The organism is Oceanobacillus aidingensis, assembly GCF_042654105.1.
Taxonomy (GTDB): Bacteria; Bacillota; Bacilli; order Bacillales; family Amphibacillaceae; genus Oceanobacillus; species Oceanobacillus oncorhynchi.
On record NZ_JBHSFT010000044.1, the window covers coordinates 21,075 to 45,599 of the forward strand.

Below are 24,525 nucleotides of genomic sequence, written 5' to 3' on the forward strand. Positions count from 1 at the left end.
ATTTAACATGCCACAGTACAAAATACTGTGGCAGCACCCATGTTATATACTTTTTTAAAGAAAACCCGGGAAATCATTCTATGAAAATCTGTGAATTGCCCCTAGTCGCCCTGCGATTATTTATTCCATGCGATTTATGACCACTTCTTGAATAATACAACAAGCTGAAATTTATTATCCTCCAGCTTAGCGTCTATCTGACCACCTAATTTCATAACCAATTGCCTGACAATATGCAAGCCTAATCCTAGCTGTCCGCCAGCTCTGCTGCTGTCCATCCGATACGACCGGTCAAAAATCCGATGGAGTTCCGTTTTGTCATCCAATACGGTGATATCATTTTCTGCTTCCAGCCTGACACATTCCTCTTCTTCTGCCAGCCTGATGGTAAAATAACTTTCCGCATATCGTAACGCATTTTGAACAATATTACTGATAATCCGATGGACTGCTTTTTCATCTGCTAAAATGGGGGGTACAGCCGTCTCGTCTATTTCTATCTGCAGCTTATTTTTCTCAAAATCATGGTAAAACAGCAGCATCGTATCCACTACCAGCTGATTCAAAGATACCTGCTGGATACTGAATTTCTGGTCCGAAGATTCTATTTGGGAAAGCTCATAAAACTGATCCACCATCATCGTTAAATGATCAATTTTCTTTTGAATAATAGCCAAAAAATCTTTTTTTTCTGCATCCGACAAAGAGGGATCTGCCATCAATTCAGAAAATCCTTTTATTGATGTTAACGGCGTTCTTAAATCATGTGAGAGATTGGTGATTTCCTGCTTTAATGCTTCTTCTCTCCTTTGCTTACGCTGTTGATCCTGCTTAAATAGATGAATTAACTGATTGATATTTTCAATAAACCGGAGCAAACCTCTGCTGTGTGTATTTGTACGGATTAGTTCGTTTGTGCCAAAGTTCTCATTAATGCCTTTGAGCTGACTGGTTATCCTTCTGATATCCCAATAAAGTAACAGCAGCATGCTGATACAAACGACTAATAATATACTCAATATAACAATAATCAACCAGCTGCTCACTGTCACCCCTCCTCCTTAATCCATATCCTGTTTCGTAAATCTGCCCGCTCCTATCCACAAAGCAATGATGCTAATGACAGCACCGGTCACCCAATAACGATAATCCAATTGTACAGATTGATTCATAAAGTGCATTAAATTATCCGTCAATAACGCACCTGGAGCAAATGTATATAACTCATTTAATCCATTCACCTGACGGAAAATAAGGCGCAACACATCATCGAAAAAAATATAGATAACTGCGACAATAATGATATTATATATATCAGCGATTTTCAGCATTTTTAATGCATGTATCAAAATAAAACCGCTGAGCACAATCGGCAGCATATTAAAGCTTGCAATGAAGAAATTGCTGACTACTCCTTGGTCCTCCGCAAAAAGACTCTGCCCTAATCCTATCATCAGAAGTAAACCTGCTGCACAAACCAACAAAAAATAACCTAGCGTCACAAGCAATTTTGACCAGAAGATGACGCTTCGAGAGATACCGAAAGAAATTGCCTGTTTTGTCAGCATAATATCCTTACCAGTCAATATGCTATTATACAAATAAGAGATAATAATTATTTGTATCCCCATACCAATGACATTCGAATAGAAAAAGCTGCTTGTGCCGTAACGGAAATCTGCATCTACACTGCTAAAAAAATATAAACAAAATGCAGCACCTGTAATTAGGAGAAAAAAGATAGCAGTAGTGAGATATAAGCTTTTCCTATGCAATATACGGTAGTTTTCACTTTTCAAATAGTTAATCATTTTTCGCCACCCCCCTCCACTAAACCTAAGAAATATTCCTCTAAATTCAGTGCTTCTAGCCGGAATTCCATCACCAATACATCATTTTTGATTAAAAGGCGGTTTATTTCTCCAGCCTTCTCAATGTGGTTTTGTATCGTGATAACCTGGTCAGGAAGGGATTTATATTGGATATCCTCATAAGTGCGTTCTAATAGCTGTGCTGTCTTGGCTGTGTCATCCACCTTTAAATGGATTTGTTTCCTGCTTTTTTCATCCAGAAGCTGCTTGCTTACATCCTCGACAATCACCCCGTTTTTGATAAATACAAACCGCGTTGCCAACAGCTGCAATTCCGTTAAAATATGGCTGGAAATCAAGATGGTTATTTGCTTTTCTTGATTTAACCGGATCAATAACCTGCGAATTTCCGTAATACCTTCCGCATCTAAACCATTAATTGGTTCATCAAGCACTAAACAATCCGGGCTGCTTAAAAGAGAAAGCGCGATTCCCAGCCGCTGCTTCATCCCCATAGAGTATTCTCTAAATTTTTTCTTCTTTTGATTGGCCAGCCCGACAATTTCCAATACGTCATATATCCGCTTCTTTTCCGCAACTCCCCTTTGAATCCGGAAGTACTCCAGGTTTTGAATTGCTGTAAAATCCGGGAAAAAGACCGGCGTCTCTATCATAAATCCCATTCTTTTTTTCGCCTGCATCATTTCTTTGCCGGACTTACCAAACAAGTAAATTTCTCCCGTTGTCGGCGTTAACTGCCCTGCAAGCATTTTAAAAATAGTCGATTTACCAGCACCATTTTTACCAATTAAGGCACAAATCTCTCCTTTTCCTACAGAAAAATCAAGCGGTTTAATGACTTCTTCCTGCTTAAATTTCTTAGTTAATGTATACGTCTGAATAACAGCACTCATTTTCTCGGCTCCTTCACTCTATTTTCTTGTTTCCAGTTTAGCGCAAGAGCCATTAAAATCCTTTAAGCAAATCATAAAGAATTCATAAAGAAAGACAGAACAGAATCAAACCAGCATGAACCCGACACCCCAAATGGTTCTGATATACTCTTCAGGTGTGACTTCAGCCATTTTTCTGCGCAGATTGGAGATATGGACACTAATGGTATTATCATCCCCGACATACGTGCCTTTCCAAATTTTTTCGTAAATCTCTCTTTTAGAAAAAGCATGCTCCGGATGACTCATAAATAAGAACAAAATATCAAACTCCGCATTGGTTACCTGCAATGATTTGTTCTCTAGTGTGACAGACAGCTTTTCAGGAAAGATAGTCAGACCACGCCATACCTTTTCGTCTTTTTGTGAGGGCTGGCCAATCGATTTTCGCAGCTGAACCTCTACACGGGCTTCTACTTCTTTCTGGTGAAATGGCTTGGTTATATAATCATCGGCTCCCATTTTCAAGACTTGGACTTTATCCTCTATTCCAACCTTTGCGGAAATCACAATAATGGGGATTGCGCTTTCCTCTCTGACCTGGGTAATAAATTCTTCGCCGCTTATCCCCGGCAGCATCAAATCTAATAAAATCAAATCGAATGGATTGCTTTTCAGCTGCAGCAGACCTTCTGTCCCTGAATAAGCAGAAACTGGCGCCATCCCCATTTTTGTTAAAATTACCTGCAGCAGTTTGCTGATTTCCTGATCATCTTCAATAATTAAAATTCGTTTCTCTTCATTCACGTTTACCACTCACTTTTGTATGATTGCTATTACTTTATTATAATAATCACTCTTTTGTCGTTTGAAAAGTGCACCTGTCTAAATCTTCACCAAAACAAATAAAGGAGTGCATAGGAAATTTAAAATGCATACTCCTTTATATAGAAAAAATAATCAATTAATAACCTGTTACAGCATTCTTTAATATAGGCATGTTTTCTGTGTTTAAATGCTTCCCCTCCACACATAAAACAGTCATCTGAGAATCTGTTCCTGCAGCATGAAGCGCTCCTTTTTCCCAAAATGCTGCTTTACCGGCAGTCAGAGGGATTTTGTTCTCCTCCTCGCCGCAGACCCAGCCTTCTCCAGATACAATCATGAAAAGCTGATCCGCCTGTGCTTCGTGGAAAGGAATGTTATCCTCTATTCTTAAATACATATAACTCATTCTTATATCATCGGCATCAAATAAAAGACGATGCGCAGTAAATTTCGTTGTCTCTGAATCCATCGATACACCGGATTCTTGCTCAAACGAAATAATCTTCAAATGAACCAGCCCCCTATTCTGATTAAATCGCAAAACCTATTCCGCTTCATAACGAATCATCGTCCACATCCCAATATCTTTAAAGCCCATTCGTTTATAAATGCTTCCAGCCGCAGGGTTATCATAAAAAAGACAAAGCGACTTCCCCTCTGCTAATAATGCAGTGCATAATTTCTCCATACACTTCGTTGCATAGCCTTGACGCTCATACCCTGGGCGCGTACAAACAGCAACGATCATGGCAGAATGGGAATTTTCAGCGGTCGTCGATGCAGATGCAACCATCGTCCCTTCCTCATCACGAATAAAATAGGTGCGTCCTGTCTTATTTTTCTCTGCATGCTCCCTCGATTCAACAGTTATATTACTTGCTGCAAATTCCGGAATAGACTCCAGCATTTTGATGTTCTCTTCATAATCAACAGGCTGCAAATATTCTACCTGCTCAGCTTGTTCTAAAGTCGTTGTGTAGCTTAATTCTTCACAAGCTGCATAATACATTTCTCTATGTACACGAATGACTTTATCCATGTGTTTAAGCAAAGGGGTGACAGCCAGTTTCAGACCACTCACATTGCACCGCTGTTTATAGTCGTTAGTCCTCTCCGCAAACCCTTTTACATCATACTCCCCTTCACTGTAAATAATGAAATTCTCACGATAGCGCAGGAGAACAGCGATTAAATCTTCCTGTTTCCATTCTCCCCAGACATCTTGAATATCTGAGTCATAGCCAAACGCTTCAATGTCTCCAATAATAAACAAATTTTCTGCAGCCTTAGGCTCAACTAACTCCATTACTTTTACATGATCCTCTTTTGTCAGTTTTCGTATCATCCTGCTTCCTCCAATAGACGTCAATAGTAGCTTCTAATTTTACATTCTTTCAGGTAAGACATTCATTCCTTCTCTTACTCCTCATCGCATTCCCATCAATCAGAAACATGAATCAATATTTTCCCGGTACTCTTCCTGCTGCTGATAAAATCATGTGCTTCCGCTATTTTTTCAAGAGGAAACACTGCACCGACTTTTATTTCTAATTTTCCGCTCCTTATCAATTCAAGGACATTTTGAGATACGGCTTCCAATGTCTCCGGCCTTTCTTTTCTAGTGGTACCTAAGCTGAATCCCAGTACAGACCGGCAGCTCGCATGCACGTCCTTTGTATTAAAATTTCCAATGCCGCCTGATGAATTCCCAAAATGAACCAGCCTGCCAAAATGAGATAAAACCTTCATACTTCTTTCTGTTATCTCTCCAGCCTGCGAATCAAAAATAATATCTACACCTTTACCATCTGTTGTTTCTTTTATTTTTTCATCAAAATCCGTATATGTATAAACATCATCCGCTCCTAATTCAAGCGGCACGCTGCTTTTTTCAAGGCTGCTGACCGTACCAATAATTCGTTTGGCCCCGAGCAATTTGACCATCTGAATAATCGTTGAACCGACACCACCGGCCGACGAATGGACTAAAACCGTATCATCTGGAGTTATTTGCGCTAAATCATGTGTTAACTTATAAGATAAAAATCCGACAGTCGGGCATGCTGCAGCCATTTTAAAATCTAATTCATCTGGAATTTTAAAAGTAAGTAACTCCGAGGCCAGGACATATTCCGCATAGGCGCCCCCTTTTGGAAAGCATATAACGCGGTCACCAGGCTTGACACTTTCTACAGATGCTCCAACCTTCTCGACTGCTCCAGCGGCATCTAAACCTAAAATCATCGGGAAATTCGCCTTCGCTTTACTGCCATTTCTGTTCTTAATATCAGCATAATTCACGCTGGTATAAATTACTTTAATTAAAATTTCATCGGGTTGAGGTTCTGGCTTTGGTATTTCTTTGAATTGCAGCACGTCTGATCCGCCAAATTCATTCATCACAACCGCTTTCATCTTATTTCCTCCTTTTTTATGTCAGCTCTTTCTTAAACAGAACGCGATCATTGCCAAACCCATCATAATTTGCTTTTACTGCTGCACCATCTACTGTTTTGTCTCCTCGCTCGATCACAAAGCCCATTTTTTGATGAAACGCAATCGATGTTTTATTTACGGGAGAAGTGATGGAGCGGATGATTTTCCGATCAGCCATTTTAACTTTGGTGAAAAATTTCTCATAAAGTGTTTTTCCAATGTCTTTCTTCCTGTAATCCGGGTGTACACCGACAAAATGAATATATGCTTCATCTGACTGATCTTGAGATAAAAATCCAATTAAAAAACCTATTATCTCGTCATCTTCTTCTGCGATAAAGCTGGTATTCTTAAAATGTTGAAAAAATAATTTAGGCAGCATTCCTGCCATATCACGCCCGCCCCACCAGTCGTTTATCTGCGGAATCAGGACATCATAATCCGAACTTTGTAAACTGCGAATTTCCATTCTACATTCTCCCTTTTATTTGAAACGATGTACTATCATTCGTATAAATTCTTTTATTTACCATGATAAAACAGCTGAATATTCTTATTGTTATTACTAATATATCAAAAAATTATAATGATTTCTTTCTTTGTTTGAATTTTTTTGGAATTTATATTTAATTTTTCACGCCCGTATGTTAACCTTGATTTAAATTAGGTTGACAAAGAGAGGAGCGTTTTTTTGTTCAAATCGTTTAAAAATCAATTCATCCTTTCGTCAGTTGTTTCAATATTATTCATCATAAACACTTACTTACTTTTTAATTTTACTTATCAAATCAGTGACATAATGGCAAATTTATTTTTGTTCATCACCTTAGCTTCCGTTTTCAATACTGGTTTATTAGCTCAAAAGTATTTTCATTCAAAACAATCTTCTCTAAATGATTCATAGTACGTATTCAAAAAAGTTCGACAAAAAGGAGATTTGGAAAGCTCACCTCTCCAAATCTCCCTTGCTCATCACTCTTATTTCCAGACATCTTCAGCAATTCGCACAACATGCCGGATTTTTTCCCATTGCTGTTTCTCACTCAATAAATTCCCTTCCTCTGTGGAAGCAAACCCGCATTGAGGACTCAGGCAAAGCTGATTCAACGGTACATAGCCCGCCGCTTCTGTAATTCTTGCTTTAACAGCCTCCGGATCTTCCAGCTCGCTGAACTTAGACGTGATAAGACCCAGCACAATGAATAAATCATCACGGTTCACATGGCGTAAAGGTTCAAATCCGCCCGAGCGGTCATCATCAAACTCCAGGAAAAGACCATCCACCTGTAAACCGCCAAAAATCGTTTCTGACACCGCCTCGTAACCGCCGCTTGACATATAGGTAGATTGGAAATTCCCCCGGCAAATATGCATTGTTACCAGCATATCATCCGGTCTGTTCGCAATCGATTCATTGATTGCTCTCGCACATAATTCAGCTGTTTTCTCTGGATTTCTTCCTTTTTCAAGCAACGAATTTCTGCCCTTCTCTGAGAAAAAGGTTGCCCAGGACGTATCATCCAACTGTAAGTAGCGGCAGCCTTCATCGTATAATGCCTGAATCACCCCTTGATAAGCAGCAACCAGGTCATCAATAATGGCTTCATCATTTTCATAAATTCCTTCTTCAAAATCCGCCCGGAAAAAGAGCATGTTCGGACTCGGAATCGCAAATTTTGCAACCGCATCCCCGGCAATACCATGCAGGAATTTATAATGCTCAATCATATAATGATTACTAAAACCAATTTTACCGGTTACCTTAATGCCTCGTTTTTTCGTTTCCACACCAGTGAATTGCAAGCCTTGCTCCGCGGTATAGCCTTCCACGCCATCGAAGCCTTCCAGAAAATCAAAATGCCACCAGGCACGGCGAAACTCCCCATCTGTCACCGATTGAAGACCTGCTTTTTTCTGCTGTTCTACCAGTTTGATAATTTCCTCATCTTCCAATTGACGCAATTGTTCTGCACTGATTTCTCCTTTTGCCCTCTGGGCACGCGCTTCTTTTAAACGCTTGGGACGAAGAAAACTCCCTACATGATCTGCTCTGAATGGAGCCCGTGTATTTTTTGTCTCTGCTGATATCGCCATCGAATACCCCTTCCTCTTTGTCTCCTATATTCATTCTATATTCCATTAAAAAAAACCCCTTCCGAAAATAGAAGAGGTTCGATATGATAAAATCTCTTCTTATCTTCAAGCAAAAATGCTTCTGGAATTAGCACAGTACAAATCAACGTCTGCTGCTAAGGCTTCAGCGGGCCAGTCCCTCCACCTTTCTCGATAAGAATATATGGAATTATACGAATAATTACAGTTTACTTTACATGGAAGCAATGAATTCGTCAAGGAGAATCCCAAAATATAGGAATCTTTCTGCGATCGATTTTAAATCAAAATTGCGTTACCTTTTTTTATCGGAAAAAATTTTATAATCTTCACTGATCACAAAAGCAGAAAAATACAAGCAAAAAAATAAAATAGCTGCTCCTTCCCATGATACACTAACCCTCGTAAATAGGGGCTCAATACATATTTTATAAAAACTAACACTAAGCAACCATTGAACGACATAACTCCAAAGCATTACTTTCTTTGTCTGTTTCATTTTCGCTGCTTTAAGGATTAGCATATATAACAAATCAAACAGCATCCCCACCACGTAAGACAGAAAAAGCAATCCTCCGAAGTAAAGAAAATTAATAAAAATACTATCAAAAAAATGTATTTCGATAAGATTCCAGCCTGCTAAAATATTAGATAAACCATATGTTATTAAAATAGGAATGGCTACAATAACTGCGATACTACCCATTACTAGACCAACAGTAAGCAAATTGGCAACAAGGGTAGAAAAATCCATTTTTTTATTATTCAAAATTCATTGAATCCTCCTTGTCTATACCTATATTATAAGGGACTATTACATCCTAATGAATATATATTCTTTTAACTCACTGTACTACAATATCAACTGAAGATTTCCCTAAATTTTCATGTTTCTGAAACGACAGTAACAACTTTTTTATCGCTCAGTTAGTTTAGAGCCATTCGCTCCCCAAATTTTGAGCTGTAGTTTTCGTAGCAAATTCATCTTCTTTTTGATTTAATTCCATCCTATCACATCCTATGTGCCGATAAACTTCTACTAAATGAAGGTTCTATTTATAAATCTTTTAAAAAAGCTAAATAATTTTCTAACGTTTTCACCTCTCGCTCGGCTATAAACAATAGAAAGGGTTCATAATCCCCTTCTGTTCCAGAAATATCTAAAGCCTCGTAATACTTGAATCTATCGTCCTTTTCAATTGTAATTGGAGGAAATCCAGACTTCATCAATTCAAAATTCATAAGTAATCTAGAGGTTATTCCATTTCCGTTAGAAAAAGGATGAATATTTACAAATTTTGCATGCAGCAGACAAGCTTTTCCTAAAGGGGGAGTCTTGAAAGCGTATTTTACTTTCTTAGAATCCCTTATACTCTGGAGTGCAAGCCTTTCGCGAATGCCTTAGTTGGGACTGCGATTACTCGCCCCATCAAAAACGTTGCACTTATACTTTATTCCTTGAATTCTTTATGCTTTCTTAAAGTGTAAAAAATAACGAGTTCTCTGATCTTTAAATTTCTTCCATTATATTTTATTCGTCCCAAATGATGCTAACCACCATTATACCATATACCAAGTCCGATCAACTTTCTTAGAATTCTATGAAGGAAACTATAAATGTAAATACTCTCTTCAATACTCCATCAAAAAAAGTACCAGACATCTAACAATAATCAATTGTTACAATGCCTGGTACTTTATTTAGCTTGATATTAGAGCCTTAGCTGACACGATTTCCCGGTTTTATCTCTTCTTTTAATTTAAAAGAAAGAATAAATCCAACGATAGCAATAATTGCTGCTACGATAAAGGAAACATTCACACCATGAATAATACCATTGATATCCTCACCTGGTATAGCTGCAGTGGACATGATTGTTACAAGCACTGCTGTACCAACCGAGCCAGCTACTTGGCGGAATGTATTATTCATTGCTGTCCCGTGCGGAATCAATTCGTTAGGCAGCTGGTTCAATGCCATGGTTGTCATAGGCATCATTACCATGGCAATCGAAATCATGCGAATGGCATTCATGGTTGCCAGATAGTTGAAGCTTGTATCCGCAGATAAATTCGTGAATGCAAAAGTTGTCAAGGCTAGCAGTAACAAGCCGCCCCGAGCAAGCCATTTTCCTCCGAATCTATCAAAAAGATAACCGGTAATCGGGTTGGAGAATCCCATTATAATCGCACCGGGCAACAAGACAAGCCCAGATTCAAGCGCCGAGAAGCCAACCATATTCTGCATGTATAACGGCAAAATAACATTTGTCCCAATCATCGCAGCGAAGACCAGCATTCCAAGCGCCGTTGCTAACGTGAATGTGCTGTGTTTGAATACCCGGAATTCAAGAAGCGGTTCTTTCAAGTTCAACTGTCTGGTAATAAACCAATAGAGAGAAATGCTGCCGATAACAATCGTAAGAATGACCTGAAGACTGAGCCACCCTGCGTCGCCGGCGACACTGAAACCGTATAGAATTGCACCGAAGCCGACTGTAGAAAGGATGACCGATAAAATATCCAATTTCGGTTTCTTCAGCTCTGTTACGTTTTTCAATAAGAAGTAAGCCGCTATCATATCTAAAATAGCAATCGGCAGTACAACATAGAATACACTGCGCCATGGGAACTGATCCACGAGCCAGCCTGAGAGACTCGGGCCAATCGCCGGCGCGAATGCAATAACTAGTCCAAACAGTCCCATTGCTGTACCTCTTCTATGAACAGGAAAGGTCAGGAATAATATCGTCTGCATCAGCGGCATCATAATGCCGGCCCCTGAAGCCTGCAAAATCCGCCCAACCAATAACAATGAAAAGTTTGGTGAAATTGCTGCAATAAACGTGCCGATAGTGAACAATCCCATTGCAGTCATAAATAATTTACGTGTTGTGAATTTATCAATTAAAAAAGCCGTAACTGGAATCATTATCCCATTTACGAGCATAAAAACCGACTGTAGCCATTGCGCTGTACTCTCACTTAAATTCAAATCTTTCATGATGGGTGGAAGTGCAGTCCCTAGCAGCGTCTGGTTCAATATGGTGACAAAAGCACCGGATAATAATACCGCGAAAAGCGGAATATATTTTTTAATTTCAAATGTATTTTCGCTTTCCATTTTATACCAACTTCCTTACAAAATATTTACTTTTTAATCAACAATAGAACATAATATCATATTTGAAAGAGAACAACAAATCATTCCGCTTATTTTGTAACATTTTTATTCAGTTAAGCCCTCTTTACATCAAAGGATTTTGCTTTGGTTAATATGGATAAGCTGATGAAAAGCTTTTCCGATGTACAACTGTTTAATTTCATAAAAAAACCATTGCGTGCTCTATTGATGAGATACATGAATGGTTTTAAAATGATTGGTAATTTATTTTAACTTAAAACAGCTTTTTATAATCTATCATAATAAAGAAAAAAATTAATCCCATATATTAGGGCGTTCTACCCCCATTGTTCTCATATAACTTAACAGTTGTCCTGTATGCACAGATTCATGATATGCAATCCGCAATAACATATCGCCCAGTTTTCTTTTATAACCAACATCTGAACGGTCAATTTCAATATTTTCTAAATCATTTATATGTATTGTCTTAATATATTTAATAAATTCATTGCGGTACTTCTTAGCAAATTCCAATTCATCATCCACTGTTGTAAATACTCTATCCTCAAAAGGATTAGATATATTGGTTAACGCCCTACTCCCTCTGCCAAGGATAATTTGATGATAGAGAAACTCCCCTTCTAATACATGCCTAATCATTTCAGAGCAGCTGATTGCATTTTCATCAGGTCTCCATTGCAGCAATTCTTCTGGGATTGCTCTCCAAACTTTTTCGCTTCTGCGCCGGACTTCTTCAAAATTAAGAGTAATCAATTCATTTGTATTCATTTCATAATCCTCCTGTCATATTGTATAACCTATTGTAGCACGCAGATACTTCGGCTATAATCGAAGTATGAATGTTTTGGGAGGAATAATAATGGGCAGCAGACCTGATTTTTCATATGTTGCAAAACTAATGGCTGATTCATCAAGAGCTGCGATGTTAGAAGCTCTTCTTGATCTTGATGGACTTCCTGCAAGCGAATTAGCAAAAAGGGCAAATGTATCTTTGCAAACGGCAAGTGGTCATTTATCAAAACTGGTAGAAGGAAATTTACTTCGCGTGGAAAAGCATGGCCGGCATCGTTATTTTCGAATTGCGAACGCCGAGGTTGCTCAGGCAATCGAAATGTTGACTGTTCTTGCTCCGTCTGCCCAGGTGAATTCGTTGAAGGATTTTTCACGCTCTGAAAAAATTCAAATTGCCAGAACATGTTATGACCATTTAGCAGGTAAGCTTGGTGTATTAATAACAGAGGCCTTGGTAGAAAAAGAATATGTGGTGGAAGATCAAGACGTTTTTATAGTAACGAAGGCTGGAGAAGAATTCTTTAACAGCTTTAAAATCGACCTGGATGCTTTACGACAAAAACGAAGACACTTTGCCCGAAAATGTCTGGACTGGAGTGAAAGACGTTATCACCTGGCAGGATCTCTCGGAAATGCCATTTTACTTCAATTGTTTGATTTAGGCTGGATTGAGAGATTACCTGGCCGTGCTGTAAAAGTTACTGATACAGGAATAAAAGGATTAGAGAAATCCTTTGGTATGGATACGAGTAAGTTGGGTTGATTTATCCTATAGCCTTATGGGAAAAAACATCATTTGAGCTGTCGCAAATTCGGCTTACTTCAAATGATGTTTTATTTCTCCCAGTTATCAGCATTATAAAGCGCTGTGATGTACGCTGTGCACATTAATTATTTAAGAAAATCATTTCGCTCTTCTTGATTATTGTATAAGCCATGTCCTCTGAAGTATATCCAGTATGCCTTCTCAAATCTTTACCTAATTATTCTTCTTTTATTCAAGCTATTTTCCCCTTCTTTAATCGACTTTGCAATAGCTTCACATTTGGAGATTGCCCATATGTAATGTTTGAAAGTATTCGCAGCAAAATATCCATATAAATTACTGGTCTTTGTCCATTTATAATATTTCTTCGTCATAATTTCTTCATTTGTATGAGATTGGATCAACTTCATTACCCGATGATGACTTAACTTCAATTTTTTTATGGCTTGATTCATCGTTACATCCTGATAGTTTTCCCGAATTTGCATATTAAGCGGCTTGATTGTTCTCCACATATAACCTGGTGCCGGCATAAACGGCGTATCTCCATCCATCCCTTCTCTGTACCATCTTTCAAGCATGGCATGCCATTCATATAAATGCATCAATACATCCCGAAAATTTTTATCTCTTTCTTCTGTCTCTATTGTCATACTTCTTTTTCTAGGGGGTATAGATTCAATGATTTCAAATAACGCTTTAAAATTCTGTTCGCTCTCTGCTAAAAGAATTTCCTTCCCGTTCTTTTCTGTCATGATAATTACCTCCTCTTTTACTACATTTTAACATCAGCATGAAAGGTAGGATAGCTTACTAATTTTCTAAAAAATAACACATCTCATTTTAATCATAGGCGCGGTTCATAAAAACGACTCTCCAGCCATCTGGATCTTCGATGGTAACTCCTTTGTCTTTCCAATAGGGATTCTCTGACTCTACTTCGTTATATCCCATTTGGGCTAAACGATTTACGACATGCATGATTTCATCTTTATTTTCTATATAAAAAACCAGCAGATTATCTTTCGTAGGTGCAGGGCATGGGCTTCCGTCTTGATGAGATGTAAATTCTAAATGATAGTCTGTATGAGGCAATCCGAAGATAACTCCCTTAATCCCTCTGTCTCCTTCAAATACTTCTATTTTTGTTAAACCTACACCCGTTTCGTAAAAGCTGATTATTTCATCAAATTTATCTGTCGGTCTGGCTATCCTTACTTGCACTGCTGAAAAATTATTAAATTTCATACTGCCACCTGCTTTTTAATATTTTTATTTGAATACACGATTTAAATAGAATAGATCTCTTCCTCAACCACAGGCAAAATATCATTTTCAATAATTTGATAAAATAGCACTTGTTCTTCAATAAAAGGCGTGTGTGCGGAATTTTCAAAGGTATACATTTTCTTGAACGGAGCTTCGATGGAATCATAGAAACGTTTCGCTTGTGTGTAGGTTGTTTGATAATCATGCTGGCCTTGAAGAATAAAGACAGGCAACGGAAGCTTGGGAACAAGCTCTGCTAAATCTGCGGCGGCCATTACATGCCCCAGTGACTGCCAGCCTAAAACAGCCCCTTTAAAACTATTGATTCGTTCATTAAATGTATAATTCGCACACGAAAAAACGTGCTTCAACCTTTCCAGATTGGAGTAACCCTCTCTTTTAAAGCCCCCGCCATACTTCTCGGTAAATTTAGTCCTGATAGCGCCATAAGTTCGATTTTCATAAAATTTTTCATCAAAAGTCACATTTTCAATTTGCTTAACAGCACGTTTATCCTTCCTGTCCTTTGCCGTTTTTAAAATATATTGATAGGCTTCTTTTTCTGATTCCAGCTGAGAACCTATCTGCCCCACTCCAATATACGCATAAAAAAGATCCGGACGTTTTTGCGCCGCCAGACTGCCCAGGTAGCTGCCCCAGGAGTGACCAAGAAGAAACACTTTATCCCGTGCGTATTTATTTCTTAGATGATTTGTTACCTCATTTGTATCTTCAATTAACTGCTCCACCATAACCCCTTTTTTTGCTGTCTCCGCATCATACGACATTCCAGTTCCTCTCTGGTCCCAATAACACACATCAAAATATTGCTCCAGGTTTACCCCATGTGCTTTATTGACGGGATAAGCTGGAAACCCGGGCCCGCCGTGCAAGAATAAAAGTAATGGTTTATTTTGATTTAAAGATTCTACAATGATCCCTTGCTTTGCACCATTGATTCCTACATATTCCTTTAAGATTGTTTTATTGTGTTCCTTGTTTTCCGTATACGCTGATTGCATGTTGACAGCTCCTTATTTATAAAATACGATATTATCCGTCCGCAGAATAACGCTCTAAGAGCTTCTCTTTATGAGACTGAAATACTTCCTCCAAAGAGATATTATATTTATTGGCGATAACGATAACATTCCCCAGTACATCTCCTAATTCCTCTACTAAAGCATCTCTATTTTCGGCAATTGATTCCGTTATCTCATCCGGTCTGTCCCTGCCAATCTCCAGTGCTCTTATGGCTCTTGCTACTTCTCCTGTTTCCTCTGCTAAAAAACCGATCCGGATGAAAATATCTAATTCCGACCAGCCTCTATGTTGGTAATAACTATTTACCCATTGTTGAAATTCAGTTACATTCATTTTTTACACTCCTTGATTCAGCTATTGAATTTCCCTTCCCTCTTAATGATATTCGAAGTTAAAACTGCACACGAAACCTATGAAAAGTATGAACTCCCGTGCCAAATCGCACAAAATCATGCTTCCGTAAATACTCCACTGCATTTTTAACTTCATCTAAAATTTCAGGAAGAAGTCCCAATGTATTATGCGCTCCATAAATCATGGAGACATGATTTATTTGCGTGAGCCTCTCTAACGAATTTACTAAGTCTGCCGGATTGGTTGTCGGATAAAAAGCATAGATTGGAGTTTCATCATATAGCAAGTCCCCTGTAAATAAATATCCGGTCTCTTCATCAAAAATCACAATATGACCTGGAGAATGGCCGGGAGTATGGTAGATAATTAATGTTCTGTTCCCCAGCTCCACCCTATCACCGTCTTTTAAAATTCCAGTTGGCTCACCCTGGAAGGGTTTATATGTATTCGGGTCAAAGCTTTCTGGCACAGGAATCGTAATATCCCTTGCTGTATTTTGTCTTATTTGTTCTAATGACAACCCTACAATGCCATGAACAAGCCAATCTCTTTCCGCTTCATGAACAAATATCCGGTCATATTCTCCATGACTTCCAATATGATCGGAATGTACATGCGTCGTGATAACATCAATGGGCAGAGGCGTCAGCTGATCTGTGATTCGCTTGATATTATCAATACCTAAGCCAGTATCAATTAAAGCTGCTTTTTTGTCTCCGATAAGCAAAAATGAATGCACTTTTTCCCAATGACCAAGCTCACTAATGGCATATGTTTTTTCATCTATTTTTCGAACGGTAAACCATGGATCATTTAACATAACATTACCTCCCTCTCAGACTATTAATACTATATTATCAGAAAATATGACTTAGACACTCTATTTCCCCTCTGCTATTATTTATATGAAGAAAAAAATAATTATATTTTCAGGAATTCTTCTTTTTATCGTAATCATTACTATATTTTCTAACAACTTTTCTTTGGAAGAAAGAGAGGAGGATGAAATTATAGCAGAAGAAATACTGGATTATACATTTGAAAATTACGATATACATGCTGCATCAAGCGGGCATGATGATGGAGAGAATCCCGTGTTATTTTTTGATATCAATCCGGATACGGTGGATATAGAAGAATTTCATTCAGATATATTAGATAAACTGAAGCAATATGATTTAGCAGATAAATACACAATCGAAATTGAACAGACGTCGACTGAAGAAGCAAGATTGGAAATATTAGAAATGAATATTACCGAGATGGTTCAAAATTATTTAAAAGAGAACGGCATGGATCAGAATGTTACTTATGCAGCAAATATAGATGAAAATCTCCATATTAATCTAACTATACGTGATGGAGCAAATATTGATAAAGAGGAATTAGAAAAGATAATGGACGAATTTTTCGACTTTGAAGTTAGTGTAGAGGAATAAGTTCATTTTTACTGAAGAAATACATTATGATGCACGTTAAACAGCGTTTAGAACAAAGCTCATTTTGCGTATATTGTAATATGCCCTCTCACTCTGTAATAAAAAATGGTATGATAAATACATAATCTAGTTGAAAGGTGTGATGTCTTATGGCAAATAAATTAAATCAAAAAAGTAGAGCGGAGATATTCTTTGGAAAAAATCATGCTAAGGAGATGTCGCATTGGAAACAGAAAAACAAAATCTTTATTCAGAAACGGAAAGATTAATATTACGGCCGCTGGAGAGCCGGGATTATGACAGATGGCTGGAAGGCTTCCGTCATACCCTTCCTCAACAGCATAAACATGACAGTCCCAAAATGGACTTGAACGGTTGGACACAAGAAAAGTTTAATGAGGCAGTGAAGAGGCACGAACAGCTGGCTATGCAGGATGAAGGATATATTTTAAGCGTTTTTCGCAAGTCAGATTCCAAACACATCGGTATGGTTGGATTTTGGACGCTTATGAGGCGCGAATTTCAATGGGGATTTTTAGAATACCGAATCCATAATCAATTCTGGAAAAACGGCTATGGCAAAGAATCTGTCAACGAAGGGTTAAAGTTTGCTTTTAACAATCTTCATTTTCATCGAGTAGAGGCTCATATAAACTTAGATAATACACCTTCTATCCGTCTAGCAGAACGCGTGGGGTTCACCTATGAATGTATTAGAAAAAAATTTATTTATGAGTCTGATGAATGGGCTGATAATCTGATTTATTATATGAATTCTAAGTAAATATTTTAAAATGAAATGCTACACGGGCACGTCCTATTCCGTAATAGGGCGTGTTTTGCGATAAGCCGGATAACGTTAAAAAACTTGAAAGATATCTATTATTAGAACGCTTTACACTAATTTTTAAGTATAGTATCCTTTCGAATAAGTATATTTATATCTTATTCAAGCAGAACAGTAGCATGGAAGGAATGCCCTTCATACACTTATGACTTTGAAATTACGGTAATAACCCATCAGGAGTATCGATATTTTTTGATTATTATTTTACGATTTAAAGGAGTATTCAATTATGTTTTCCGTTTTAAATATATTATCTAAAGTCTGCTTTATTCTTTCCGGTCTGGCCATTTTAATTTTTACTATTATTTTGGATAAATATCTTGCAGGTTTTATCCTCTTCTTTTTATTTTTTATAACAGCAATTGCTATTCTCATATATACGAATAAAAAAATGAATAAGAAATCTGCTTAGACATGCTATCGAACGATTAAGCAGATTCCTTATTCATGAAATGTTGTTTTATTTTTCTAAATAGGGTTGATTATTTTCAATTTGCGTTTCTCAATAATTATATACGCTTGATTTATTCGTTTTCAATAATCGTCAATTAGGGATTCATCCACTTCCCACTTCGAATCAGGAGTATCTGTTTTTCTCCAAACCTGCCCTGTGACCGTATCATACATATAAAGCGTCCCCTCTTGCACAATTAACCTGTACGAATCATCTGTTTCTTCATCCTGCTGATTGATGCTGTCTGCCCCACCACTGAGACCGCCGCCAATAAATCCTCCCGCGATTAAAATACAAATTCCTAAAAAAATAAAAATACCATTCTTTCTTTTCTCCAACTTCATTAACTCCTTCGGTTATTCACGGCATATTCTTCCTTTTTTACCTTTATTTAACAAGTATAATCCATTTATGTGATAAAATGAATTCCAATTCGATGTATTTAACTTATTTTTACATATATATTACAATATACTTTGGGAGTACGAATGCTTTTTGGGTAAAAACTGCCCTGCCTCTAAATATTAATTTAAATAAAAGGGTTTTTATATCCATCTAATTAGATTATAATCTAATTAGATGAGGAGGCAAAATGATGCAACTAGATCAAATCGTTCATTTTCACAAAACCATTGGAGATAAAACCCGGATACGCATTATTAGCTTATTGAAATCAGGGCCGCTCCATGGTCAAGCAATTGCAGGCAAATTAGGGTTGAAACCGCCAACCATTTCGCACCATTTAACAAAATTAAAAGAAATTGATGTGGTTTATCAACGACGTGATAAAAATACGATTTATTTTTACTTAAATAAAGATAAACTGGAACGAATGGCGCAGGAGATTATTCGAATTGGGAGTGATGAAATGTTTGGAAAGTTTGATATCACAAAAGAAGAAAAAGCAATGGTTATTCAGAATTTCATTGATCATCAAGGAAGATTAAAGTCATTGCCTGCTCAAAGAAAGAAAAAGCTGATTCTCTTAGAATATATGCTGCGTGGTTTAGAAAACGGAAAAACATATCAAGAAAAAGAAATCAATGAACATATTCAACAATATCATCCAGATTATGCAACGATTCGGCGTGAATTTGTGATGGCACATTTTATGTATCGCCAAAATAATATTTATGAACTTAATCCGGTTGATATGTGGCCTGTTTAATCAGGCTATTTTTTTAAATAACTAATTAGATGTTTATCTATTTAGATATCCATCTATTTTACTGGAGGAGATAGTTTGCTTGTTTTTCATGTTTTAAAAAAAGAACCCAACTATCAAATTGTATTCTGGAGCTCTGTCTTAAATGGGATTGGTGGAAGATTCGCTCAAGTCGGTTCCTTTGCGCTCCTTTATCTATTAACAGAATCCGGAATTGCATTAGGAATACTTATGGCTCTGCTGGTCTTACCCACCATTCTATTTGCTCCTATCAGCGGTTATCTGGCTGATCGTTTTCACCAGGCCAAATTATTATTTTGGACAGATTTGTTGAGAGCACCGTTCGCATTACTTCCGATACTGGGAGCAATAACAGAGCAGCTGTGGCTGTTATATCTTAGTACATTTATTATCTCCAGCGGGCAGGCTGTGTATAGACCCGTTCGTTTTTCGCTTATTCCGGATATTGTCGAAAAGAAAAACCTGGTTTCCGTTAATGGGTTAGAGCAGAATGTCGTAGGGATAACACTTGTTTTCGGATCAATGCTTGGAGGAATCATTGCTTTTTTAACCAATGTGAACGTTTTATTTTCCCTTCATGCAATCTGTCTAATCGCAGCAGCGATTTTAATAAGGCGTTTAACAAAAAGTAACATTACCAAAAGTTCAAAAATAAAAGCTGCAGAATCTTCATTGCGTGAAAGTGGATTTCTAATTATAAAAGTTGCTTTATTACGTGTATTTTTAATGGTTATGCTGCTCATGCCGCTTGCAAATGGCGTGGACAATGTCATATTTAATCTGATTGCATTAGAAGTATTTGAGAAAGGTGACTTGGGAGTTGGTTTCATTTATGCATCCTTAGGAATGGGCTTTGTCTTAAGCTCGACAATGGTTAAATGGATTCGCGCGAAATATATTGCAATAGGAGTTTTCATGATTTTACTGGAGGGCACAGGTCATTTACTACTCAGCCAATCAGGATTTTTTATGCAAGCTCTCGTGCTTGCTATATTTATAACATTTGTAGGAGGAATAAGTGACATCTGCTTTGATACGGTGTTGATGAAAATACTTCCTGCTTCTAAACGGGGATTTTTATTTGGTTCGTTATCCATGTTTCAGAATAGTTCCATGGGTATCGCGATGATTGGGGCAGGTTTTTTAACAGAATGGCTTTCCCCCTTGCAAAGTTCTTTTCTCGTTGGCGTGACCTATATCCTTTTTGCATTCATCTTTATTTTAGCATTTAGAAGTGTAGATTTTCGTGCTTCCATCCGAAAATTAAAAAGATTAGATTTCAGGTAATGATAAAGGTGATATTGATACAAGACGAGTATCTATCACCTTTTTTAGGAAATTATTTATACATACACATCCGGAATTAGTGAAACAAATAACCAAGCCCCAAAGCTACCGAAAAAAGAAGAAAAACAGCCGGAATAGCTATTAATATGATCAAAGAAAATGTTTTCCAGAAACCTCGATAAAAGGGCAATTTATCGTCTTCTCCACAGATAGAAATAAATTGGTTGGATTCATTTATTTTCCAATACGCTGATAGATTTATATTCATGCCTTATTAATCCTCGAAGAAAATAAGGCAACGTTGAAATCTATATTTATTTTTAATTTCATAATCATTTAGTGATTCTCTTTCTATTATTATTTATATATGGATTTGCCACATCATTTAACGAAGCAAACCTTCATTCATCTTTTACATGAATCACTTCAAAATGCTCACAAATCGTATAAATACCTCGTTCTCTTTTATATTCCATGGAATTCTTCTATATCTTCCTTAGAAAATTATACCGTCCTCCTTACAAACGCTTTAAACTTCTCCTCCTCCTCAATAAACGGATTGTGATTTGATTCCTCAAAAACAGTTAATTGGGAATGGGATATAAGTTCTGCGGTTTCAACACCAAACTCAACAGGACATTGCGCATCATATCTCCCAGAGTATATGTAAGCTGGTACATTTACATTGTTTAATTGATTTCGAAGATCATAGTTTTTCACTTCTACTTTTCTGAAATAATCCAGATTTTCTCCAACCGTTCGACCGCTATTTGGATGTTTTTTTGCTTCAAGTAATTTATCTTCTGAATAATAAGACATTAATGTCCATTCATATCCTAATGTTTGACGCTCTTCCGGCGCTGTATCAGGATTGTTCAATAACTCCATGATTTCAACTATTCGTGAAAAATGCTTATTTTCTGAGCAGTAAATGCTGTTTTTATGCGCAGCATATTCTTTACTTGCTGCTGTACAGCCTGCAATTATTTTTGTTAAAGCATCTGGTGCCTCTATCGCATATTGCAATGCCAGCATTCCACCTGTTGAATGACCAGCAAATCCCCATTTTTCAATACTCAAAGCTGTTCGAATAGCTTCCAAATCTTTTATAACCTCTTTCATGCTAAGTTGATTTTCATTTTCAGCTTGTACAGAGCTGCCTGCTCCCCGCGTATTAATTAAGTAAACCTTATAATGTTCGGTAAAAGGGTTTGCTGATAAATTTCCGCGTTCGTCGAAAGCCATATATAAATGTGCGATAGCTAAGGGGTCCCCTTGACCAGCTGTAAAATACTCGAAAATACCTCTTTCTGTTTCAATAAATCCTTGCTTCCACATACGATTCATCCCTCATCTCTGATCTAGTTTAAAACAAATCATGCGTTTACCTTATTAATAAATCGATATTCAGGAAAGCCCTTTCAACCCTCAACAATAAGTAATCATTTCTGCAGAGATTAGATGTTTATTTTAGTTATTTAAAAACATGTTATAGTATAAATCACTCGAACATTTTTATTCGGTGTTTAACCCTTTCTCTTTTTTAAAATTTCTTTAACAAATTCTTCCTTGAAATCAGTATAATCATTGACTCCTGTAGAAGATATTTTTAGATACTCCAACTTTATCTCTAAATAATGTTTTCTTGCAGCTTCATCTGAATTTAAATAATTTTTAAAGAAAATTAAATTGTTCCATAGCTTCTTTTGATATTCAACCAAGTGAATATAATGGGTTTTTACTTTATAGGTGTCATCAGTAAATTTTGCTAATACAATTTCTCCCGGCCTCTCCACTTTCAACCTTAAAAAACCCGATTTACTAAAATCTTTAAATAAAGCTTTATCTACCCTATTCAAATCATCAACACCCACTAATATATCTATGATTGGCTTTGCGGCCATCCCCTTAATTGCTGTACTGCCAATGTGCTGAATACGATTTTCGTCAAGAGTTATGCTTTCTAGCAGCTTATTTTTCACTCTAATAAATTCGTCGTTCCACTCAGGTGTATAGTCTACTAATCTCACTTCATCACTGTTTAAACCTAAATTCACGTTTTCACCTCTCGCATTTTGATATGAATACCTACCTTGCAACTTTACTATATTAAAACGGTAAATCATTAAGTTTAATTGGAGTTATTTCTTTGTTCTCCCAGTCACTTCTAATAAAGGCATGGGTAAATTGAGTTTGAAACAGTACCATCAGAGATTACATAAGCAGCTGTTAATATATATTATTAGAAAATTGGTTGCCATCAAAACCTGAGATAGCAACCTTAATCAAAATTTAAGTCTGGAAATCGCGCTTCGATGGCTCATTTCGTCAAAGTTTATTGCTATTATAATTTTTCAACTATTCCGCTCTTTAATTTCTACTATCATCTACTTCACAAATTCAACCTTAAGTAAATAAGCAACATCATATTTTTCAAGTTCATTCATATGTCCCGCCGCATCTTCAAAAAAATCGGTTGTAAGTGAATGCATCCCGTTTTCATCATCAGAATACGAAATATTTGCCAATACGGCTTCACCGTTGTCTATAGCTACCTTTTCCGAAGTACTTCCCCATACACTCGCCATGCTCTCTAAACCGATTAAATCTGTATCTGAGACATTAATTGAAGTCAAGTTCTCATCAGTACCAACTCCGATATTAAAGCTATTATTGTTTTCATTTGTGTTTTCCGAAAGTGTAACAATAATGGAACCGCTTTGCTCAACCTCTGTTGTCAGATGAGCTAATCGATCATCAACCAGTTTACCTGCTTCATATTTTTCAATCCAGACAGATGCTTCTTTATATTCACTATCTATATGGAAATCAAATACAAATGATTTATCTGAAGCAATAGAAAGTATGGCGTCCTCCTTCTCTGTTAATTCACTGACAAAAAGGCTGTTTGCATCCGTAGCAATTTGGCTGCAGGCAGCTAGAGCTAATGTCGACAATCCGATGATTAATATCCTAAATAATCTTTTCATTTTTTCTCCCCTTTTTTAACCCGTATTTTGGTCATTCTTTTTCATGAAGATAATGTCGGATACTCATCTTACAGCGGGTTCCACTTTCCTCATTAAAAAACCAATGTGATGATATTCTTCATTATAACCAAACTCACTATAATAACAATAATACTCGAAACTTTGTTTAATATGATGATATACTTCCCCGTTCTATCAATAGATCCGATTAATTTCCCGAGTATCGCCAGGAAAATAAACCATAACCAGGACACTACAATTGTAGAAATACTGAATAGGAATTTCTCTGTGCCAGAATAAACGGCAGCACTGGTACCAATTACTCCAATCGTATCCATAATGGCATGCGGATTAAGCAAGGATACAGATAAAGCAAATCCAATTTGTTTTTTTGCGCTCATCGGTTCATACTTTTTTAAGCTTGCAGGCTTTTCGTTCCACAGAGACCAAGCCATATAGACTAAGAAAATAAGGCCAACCGTATAAATGAAAATTTGTAAGGCGGGCAGCGACATTAATATGAGCGAAACACCCAAGATTGCTAAAACAATCAAAAATGTATCACATAGACCGGCGGTTACGACCACTGGAAGCGCACCGATTATTTTTTTATGATTCGCACCTTGATTAAAAATAAATACATTTTGAGCACCTAAAGGGAGTATGAGCCCTAGTGCGAGTATGAAACCATGAATGACAGGTTGTATCATCATTTCCCTTCTTTCATTTTATGATTTGGTGTACAAGGAAGCACCCCTTAATATCTTTTATTCTTCATCAAAACAATTTCTCAAATTACCAACCAGAAGAGACATTATCATAAGGAATCTTTTTTGCATATTGGATTCCGTTCTTTCTCTATCCCCTTT

At 37.0% G+C, this 24,525-nt stretch carries 28 protein-coding genes and 1 riboswitch; of the genes, 5 read left to right on the forward strand and 23 right to left on the reverse strand.

The window, feature by feature from the left end; genetic code table 11:
- Positions 1–134: 134 nt before the first annotated feature.
- From ACFO3P_RS16150 to ACFO3P_RS16210, 13 genes are all read right to left on the reverse strand, one after another.
- Positions 135–1,046 carry a sensor histidine kinase gene (locus tag ACFO3P_RS16150; RefSeq protein ID WP_042533541.1) on the reverse strand — a complete coding sequence of 304 codons (912 nt, stop codon included), beginning with the start codon at positions 1,044–1,046 and terminating at the stop codon, positions 135–137.
- 15 nt (positions 1,047–1,061) lie between these two features.
- Positions 1,062–1,811, reverse strand: coding sequence for an ABC transporter permease (locus ACFO3P_RS16155; RefSeq protein WP_212929375.1), 750 nt, complete (start codon positions 1,809–1,811; stop codon positions 1,062–1,064).
- Positions 1,808–2,725 (reverse strand): ATP-binding cassette domain-containing protein, encoded by a 918-nt coding sequence (locus ACFO3P_RS16160; RefSeq protein WP_212929374.1) that lies wholly within the window; start codon positions 2,723–2,725, stop codon positions 1,808–1,810. The genes ACFO3P_RS16155 and ACFO3P_RS16160 overlap by 4 nt, the downstream gene beginning before the upstream one ends.
- A 105-nt stretch (positions 2,726–2,830) precedes the next feature.
- Positions 2,831–3,511: a response regulator transcription factor gene (locus ACFO3P_RS16165; RefSeq protein ID WP_042533538.1), complete on the reverse strand. Its 681-nt coding sequence runs from the start codon at positions 3,509–3,511 to the stop codon at positions 2,831–2,833.
- Positions 3,512–3,668: 157 nt separating this feature from the next.
- Positions 3,669–4,040 carry a cupin domain-containing protein gene (locus ACFO3P_RS16170; protein WP_042533537.1) on the reverse strand — a complete coding sequence of 124 codons (372 nt, stop codon included), beginning with the start codon at positions 4,038–4,040 and terminating at the stop codon, positions 3,669–3,671.
- A 36-nt stretch (positions 4,041–4,076) separates the two neighbouring features.
- Positions 4,077–4,877 carry a GNAT family N-acetyltransferase gene (locus ACFO3P_RS16175; RefSeq protein ID WP_289585199.1) on the reverse strand — a complete coding sequence of 267 codons (801 nt, stop codon included), beginning with the start codon at positions 4,875–4,877 and terminating at the stop codon, positions 4,077–4,079.
- Between the two features lie 95 nt (positions 4,878–4,972).
- The gene (locus ACFO3P_RS16180) at positions 4,973–5,947 is read right to left on the reverse strand and encodes a quinone oxidoreductase family protein (RefSeq protein ID WP_289585200.1); all 975 of its coding nucleotides are present in this window, start codon (positions 5,945–5,947) and stop codon (positions 4,973–4,975) included.
- A 16-nt stretch (positions 5,948–5,963) separates the two neighbouring features.
- The gene (locus ACFO3P_RS16185) at positions 5,964–6,437 is read right to left on the reverse strand and encodes a GNAT family N-acetyltransferase (protein WP_042533535.1); all 474 of its coding nucleotides are present in this window, start codon (positions 6,435–6,437) and stop codon (positions 5,964–5,966) included.
- 509 nt (positions 6,438–6,946) lie between these two features.
- Positions 6,947–8,062, reverse strand: coding sequence for a 5-methyltetrahydropteroyltriglutamate--homocysteine S-methyltransferase (locus ACFO3P_RS16190; RefSeq protein WP_289585201.1), 1,116 nt, complete (start codon positions 8,060–8,062; stop codon positions 6,947–6,949).
- Between the two features lie 96 nt (positions 8,063–8,158).
- A riboswitch (SAM riboswitch) is annotated at positions 8,159–8,261 on the reverse strand.
- A 114-nt stretch (positions 8,262–8,375) separates the two neighbouring features.
- The gene (locus ACFO3P_RS16195; protein WP_289585202.1) at positions 8,376–8,849 is read right to left on the reverse strand and encodes a hypothetical protein; all 474 of its coding nucleotides are present in this window, start codon (positions 8,847–8,849) and stop codon (positions 8,376–8,378) included.
- Between the two features lie 287 nt (positions 8,850–9,136).
- A complete protein-coding gene (locus ACFO3P_RS16200) occupies positions 9,137–9,478 on the reverse strand; it encodes a Fic family protein (protein ID WP_354005231.1) in 342 nt (113 codons plus the stop codon).
- 322 nt (positions 9,479–9,800) lie between these two features.
- Positions 9,801–11,204 (reverse strand): MDR family MFS transporter, encoded by a 1,404-nt coding sequence (locus tag ACFO3P_RS16205; RefSeq protein WP_289585203.1) that lies wholly within the window; start codon positions 11,202–11,204, stop codon positions 9,801–9,803.
- Positions 11,205–11,519: 315 nt separating this feature from the next.
- Positions 11,520–11,996 carry a DinB family protein gene (locus ACFO3P_RS16210; RefSeq protein WP_256706079.1) on the reverse strand — a complete coding sequence of 159 codons (477 nt, stop codon included), beginning with the start codon at positions 11,994–11,996 and terminating at the stop codon, positions 11,520–11,522.
- A 91-nt stretch (positions 11,997–12,087) separates the two neighbouring features.
- On the opposite strand from ACFO3P_RS16210, the gene ACFO3P_RS16215 reads away from it, so the two are divergent.
- Positions 12,088–12,783 (forward strand): ArsR/SmtB family transcription factor, encoded by a 696-nt coding sequence (locus ACFO3P_RS16215; protein ID WP_256706078.1) that lies wholly within the window; start codon positions 12,088–12,090, stop codon positions 12,781–12,783.
- A 212-nt stretch (positions 12,784–12,995) separates the two neighbouring features.
- Here ACFO3P_RS16215 and ACFO3P_RS16220 read toward each other — a convergent pair whose 3' ends face one another.
- From ACFO3P_RS16220 to ACFO3P_RS16240, 5 genes are all read right to left on the reverse strand, one after another.
- A complete protein-coding gene (locus tag ACFO3P_RS16220; protein WP_042533529.1) occupies positions 12,996–13,541 on the reverse strand; it encodes a ClbS/DfsB family four-helix bundle protein in 546 nt (181 codons plus the stop codon).
- 88 nt (positions 13,542–13,629) lie between these two features.
- Complete coding sequence (locus tag ACFO3P_RS16225) at positions 13,630–14,034, reverse strand: VOC family protein (RefSeq protein WP_289585204.1); 405 nt, start codon at positions 14,032–14,034, stop codon at positions 13,630–13,632.
- A 41-nt stretch (positions 14,035–14,075) separates the two neighbouring features.
- The gene (locus ACFO3P_RS16230) at positions 14,076–15,077 is read right to left on the reverse strand and encodes an alpha/beta fold hydrolase (protein WP_289585205.1); all 1,002 of its coding nucleotides are present in this window, start codon (positions 15,075–15,077) and stop codon (positions 14,076–14,078) included.
- Between the two features lie 31 nt (positions 15,078–15,108).
- The gene (locus ACFO3P_RS16235) at positions 15,109–15,432 is read right to left on the reverse strand and encodes a MazG-like family protein (RefSeq protein WP_256706074.1); all 324 of its coding nucleotides are present in this window, start codon (positions 15,430–15,432) and stop codon (positions 15,109–15,111) included.
- Positions 15,433–15,490: 58 nt separating this feature from the next.
- Positions 15,491–16,273 carry an MBL fold metallo-hydrolase gene (locus tag ACFO3P_RS16240; RefSeq protein WP_289585206.1) on the reverse strand — a complete coding sequence of 261 codons (783 nt, stop codon included), beginning with the start codon at positions 16,271–16,273 and terminating at the stop codon, positions 15,491–15,493.
- Between the two features lie 85 nt (positions 16,274–16,358).
- On the opposite strand from ACFO3P_RS16240, the gene ACFO3P_RS16245 reads away from it, so the two are divergent.
- Both ACFO3P_RS16245 and ACFO3P_RS16250 read left to right on the forward strand, forming a co-directional pair.
- Positions 16,359–16,892, forward strand: coding sequence for a hypothetical protein (locus ACFO3P_RS16245; protein WP_289585207.1), 534 nt, complete (start codon positions 16,359–16,361; stop codon positions 16,890–16,892).
- 223 nt (positions 16,893–17,115) lie between these two features.
- Positions 17,116–17,676, forward strand: coding sequence for a GNAT family N-acetyltransferase (locus ACFO3P_RS16250; RefSeq protein WP_289585208.1), 561 nt, complete (start codon positions 17,116–17,118; stop codon positions 17,674–17,676).
- Between the two features lie 597 nt (positions 17,677–18,273).
- Here the strand turns inward: ACFO3P_RS16250 and ACFO3P_RS16255 are convergent.
- A complete protein-coding gene (locus ACFO3P_RS16255; protein ID WP_289585209.1) occupies positions 18,274–18,531 on the reverse strand; it encodes a hypothetical protein in 258 nt (85 codons plus the stop codon).
- 257 nt (positions 18,532–18,788) lie between these two features.
- On the opposite strand from ACFO3P_RS16255, the gene ACFO3P_RS16260 reads away from it, so the two are divergent.
- Together ACFO3P_RS16260 and ACFO3P_RS16265 are read left to right on the forward strand one after the other, a co-directional pair.
- Positions 18,789–19,361, forward strand: coding sequence for a DUF2087 domain-containing protein (locus ACFO3P_RS16260; protein WP_289585210.1), 573 nt, complete (start codon positions 18,789–18,791; stop codon positions 19,359–19,361).
- A 75-nt stretch (positions 19,362–19,436) separates the two neighbouring features.
- Positions 19,437–20,666, forward strand: a complete 1,230-nt coding sequence (locus ACFO3P_RS16265) for an MFS transporter (protein ID WP_289585211.1) — start codon at positions 19,437–19,439, stop codon at positions 20,664–20,666.
- A gap of 504 nt (positions 20,667–21,170) precedes the next feature.
- Here ACFO3P_RS16265 and ACFO3P_RS16270 read toward each other — a convergent pair.
- From ACFO3P_RS16270 to ACFO3P_RS16285, 4 genes are all read right to left on the reverse strand, one after another.
- Positions 21,171–22,004, reverse strand: a complete 834-nt coding sequence (locus ACFO3P_RS16270; protein WP_289585212.1) for an alpha/beta fold hydrolase — start codon at positions 22,002–22,004, stop codon at positions 21,171–21,173.
- A 188-nt stretch (positions 22,005–22,192) separates the two neighbouring features.
- Complete coding sequence (locus ACFO3P_RS16275) at positions 22,193–22,723, reverse strand: GrpB family protein (protein ID WP_289585213.1); 531 nt, start codon at positions 22,721–22,723, stop codon at positions 22,193–22,195.
- 330 nt (positions 22,724–23,053) lie between these two features.
- Positions 23,054–23,656: a hypothetical protein gene (locus ACFO3P_RS16280; RefSeq protein ID WP_289585214.1), complete on the reverse strand. Its 603-nt coding sequence runs from the start codon at positions 23,654–23,656 to the stop codon at positions 23,054–23,056.
- A 92-nt stretch (positions 23,657–23,748) separates the two neighbouring features.
- Entirely contained in the window at positions 23,749–24,366 is a 618-nt protein-coding gene (locus tag ACFO3P_RS16285; RefSeq protein WP_289585215.1) for a LysE/ArgO family amino acid transporter, read from the reverse strand.
- Between the last annotated feature and the right edge of the window lie 159 nt (positions 24,367–24,525).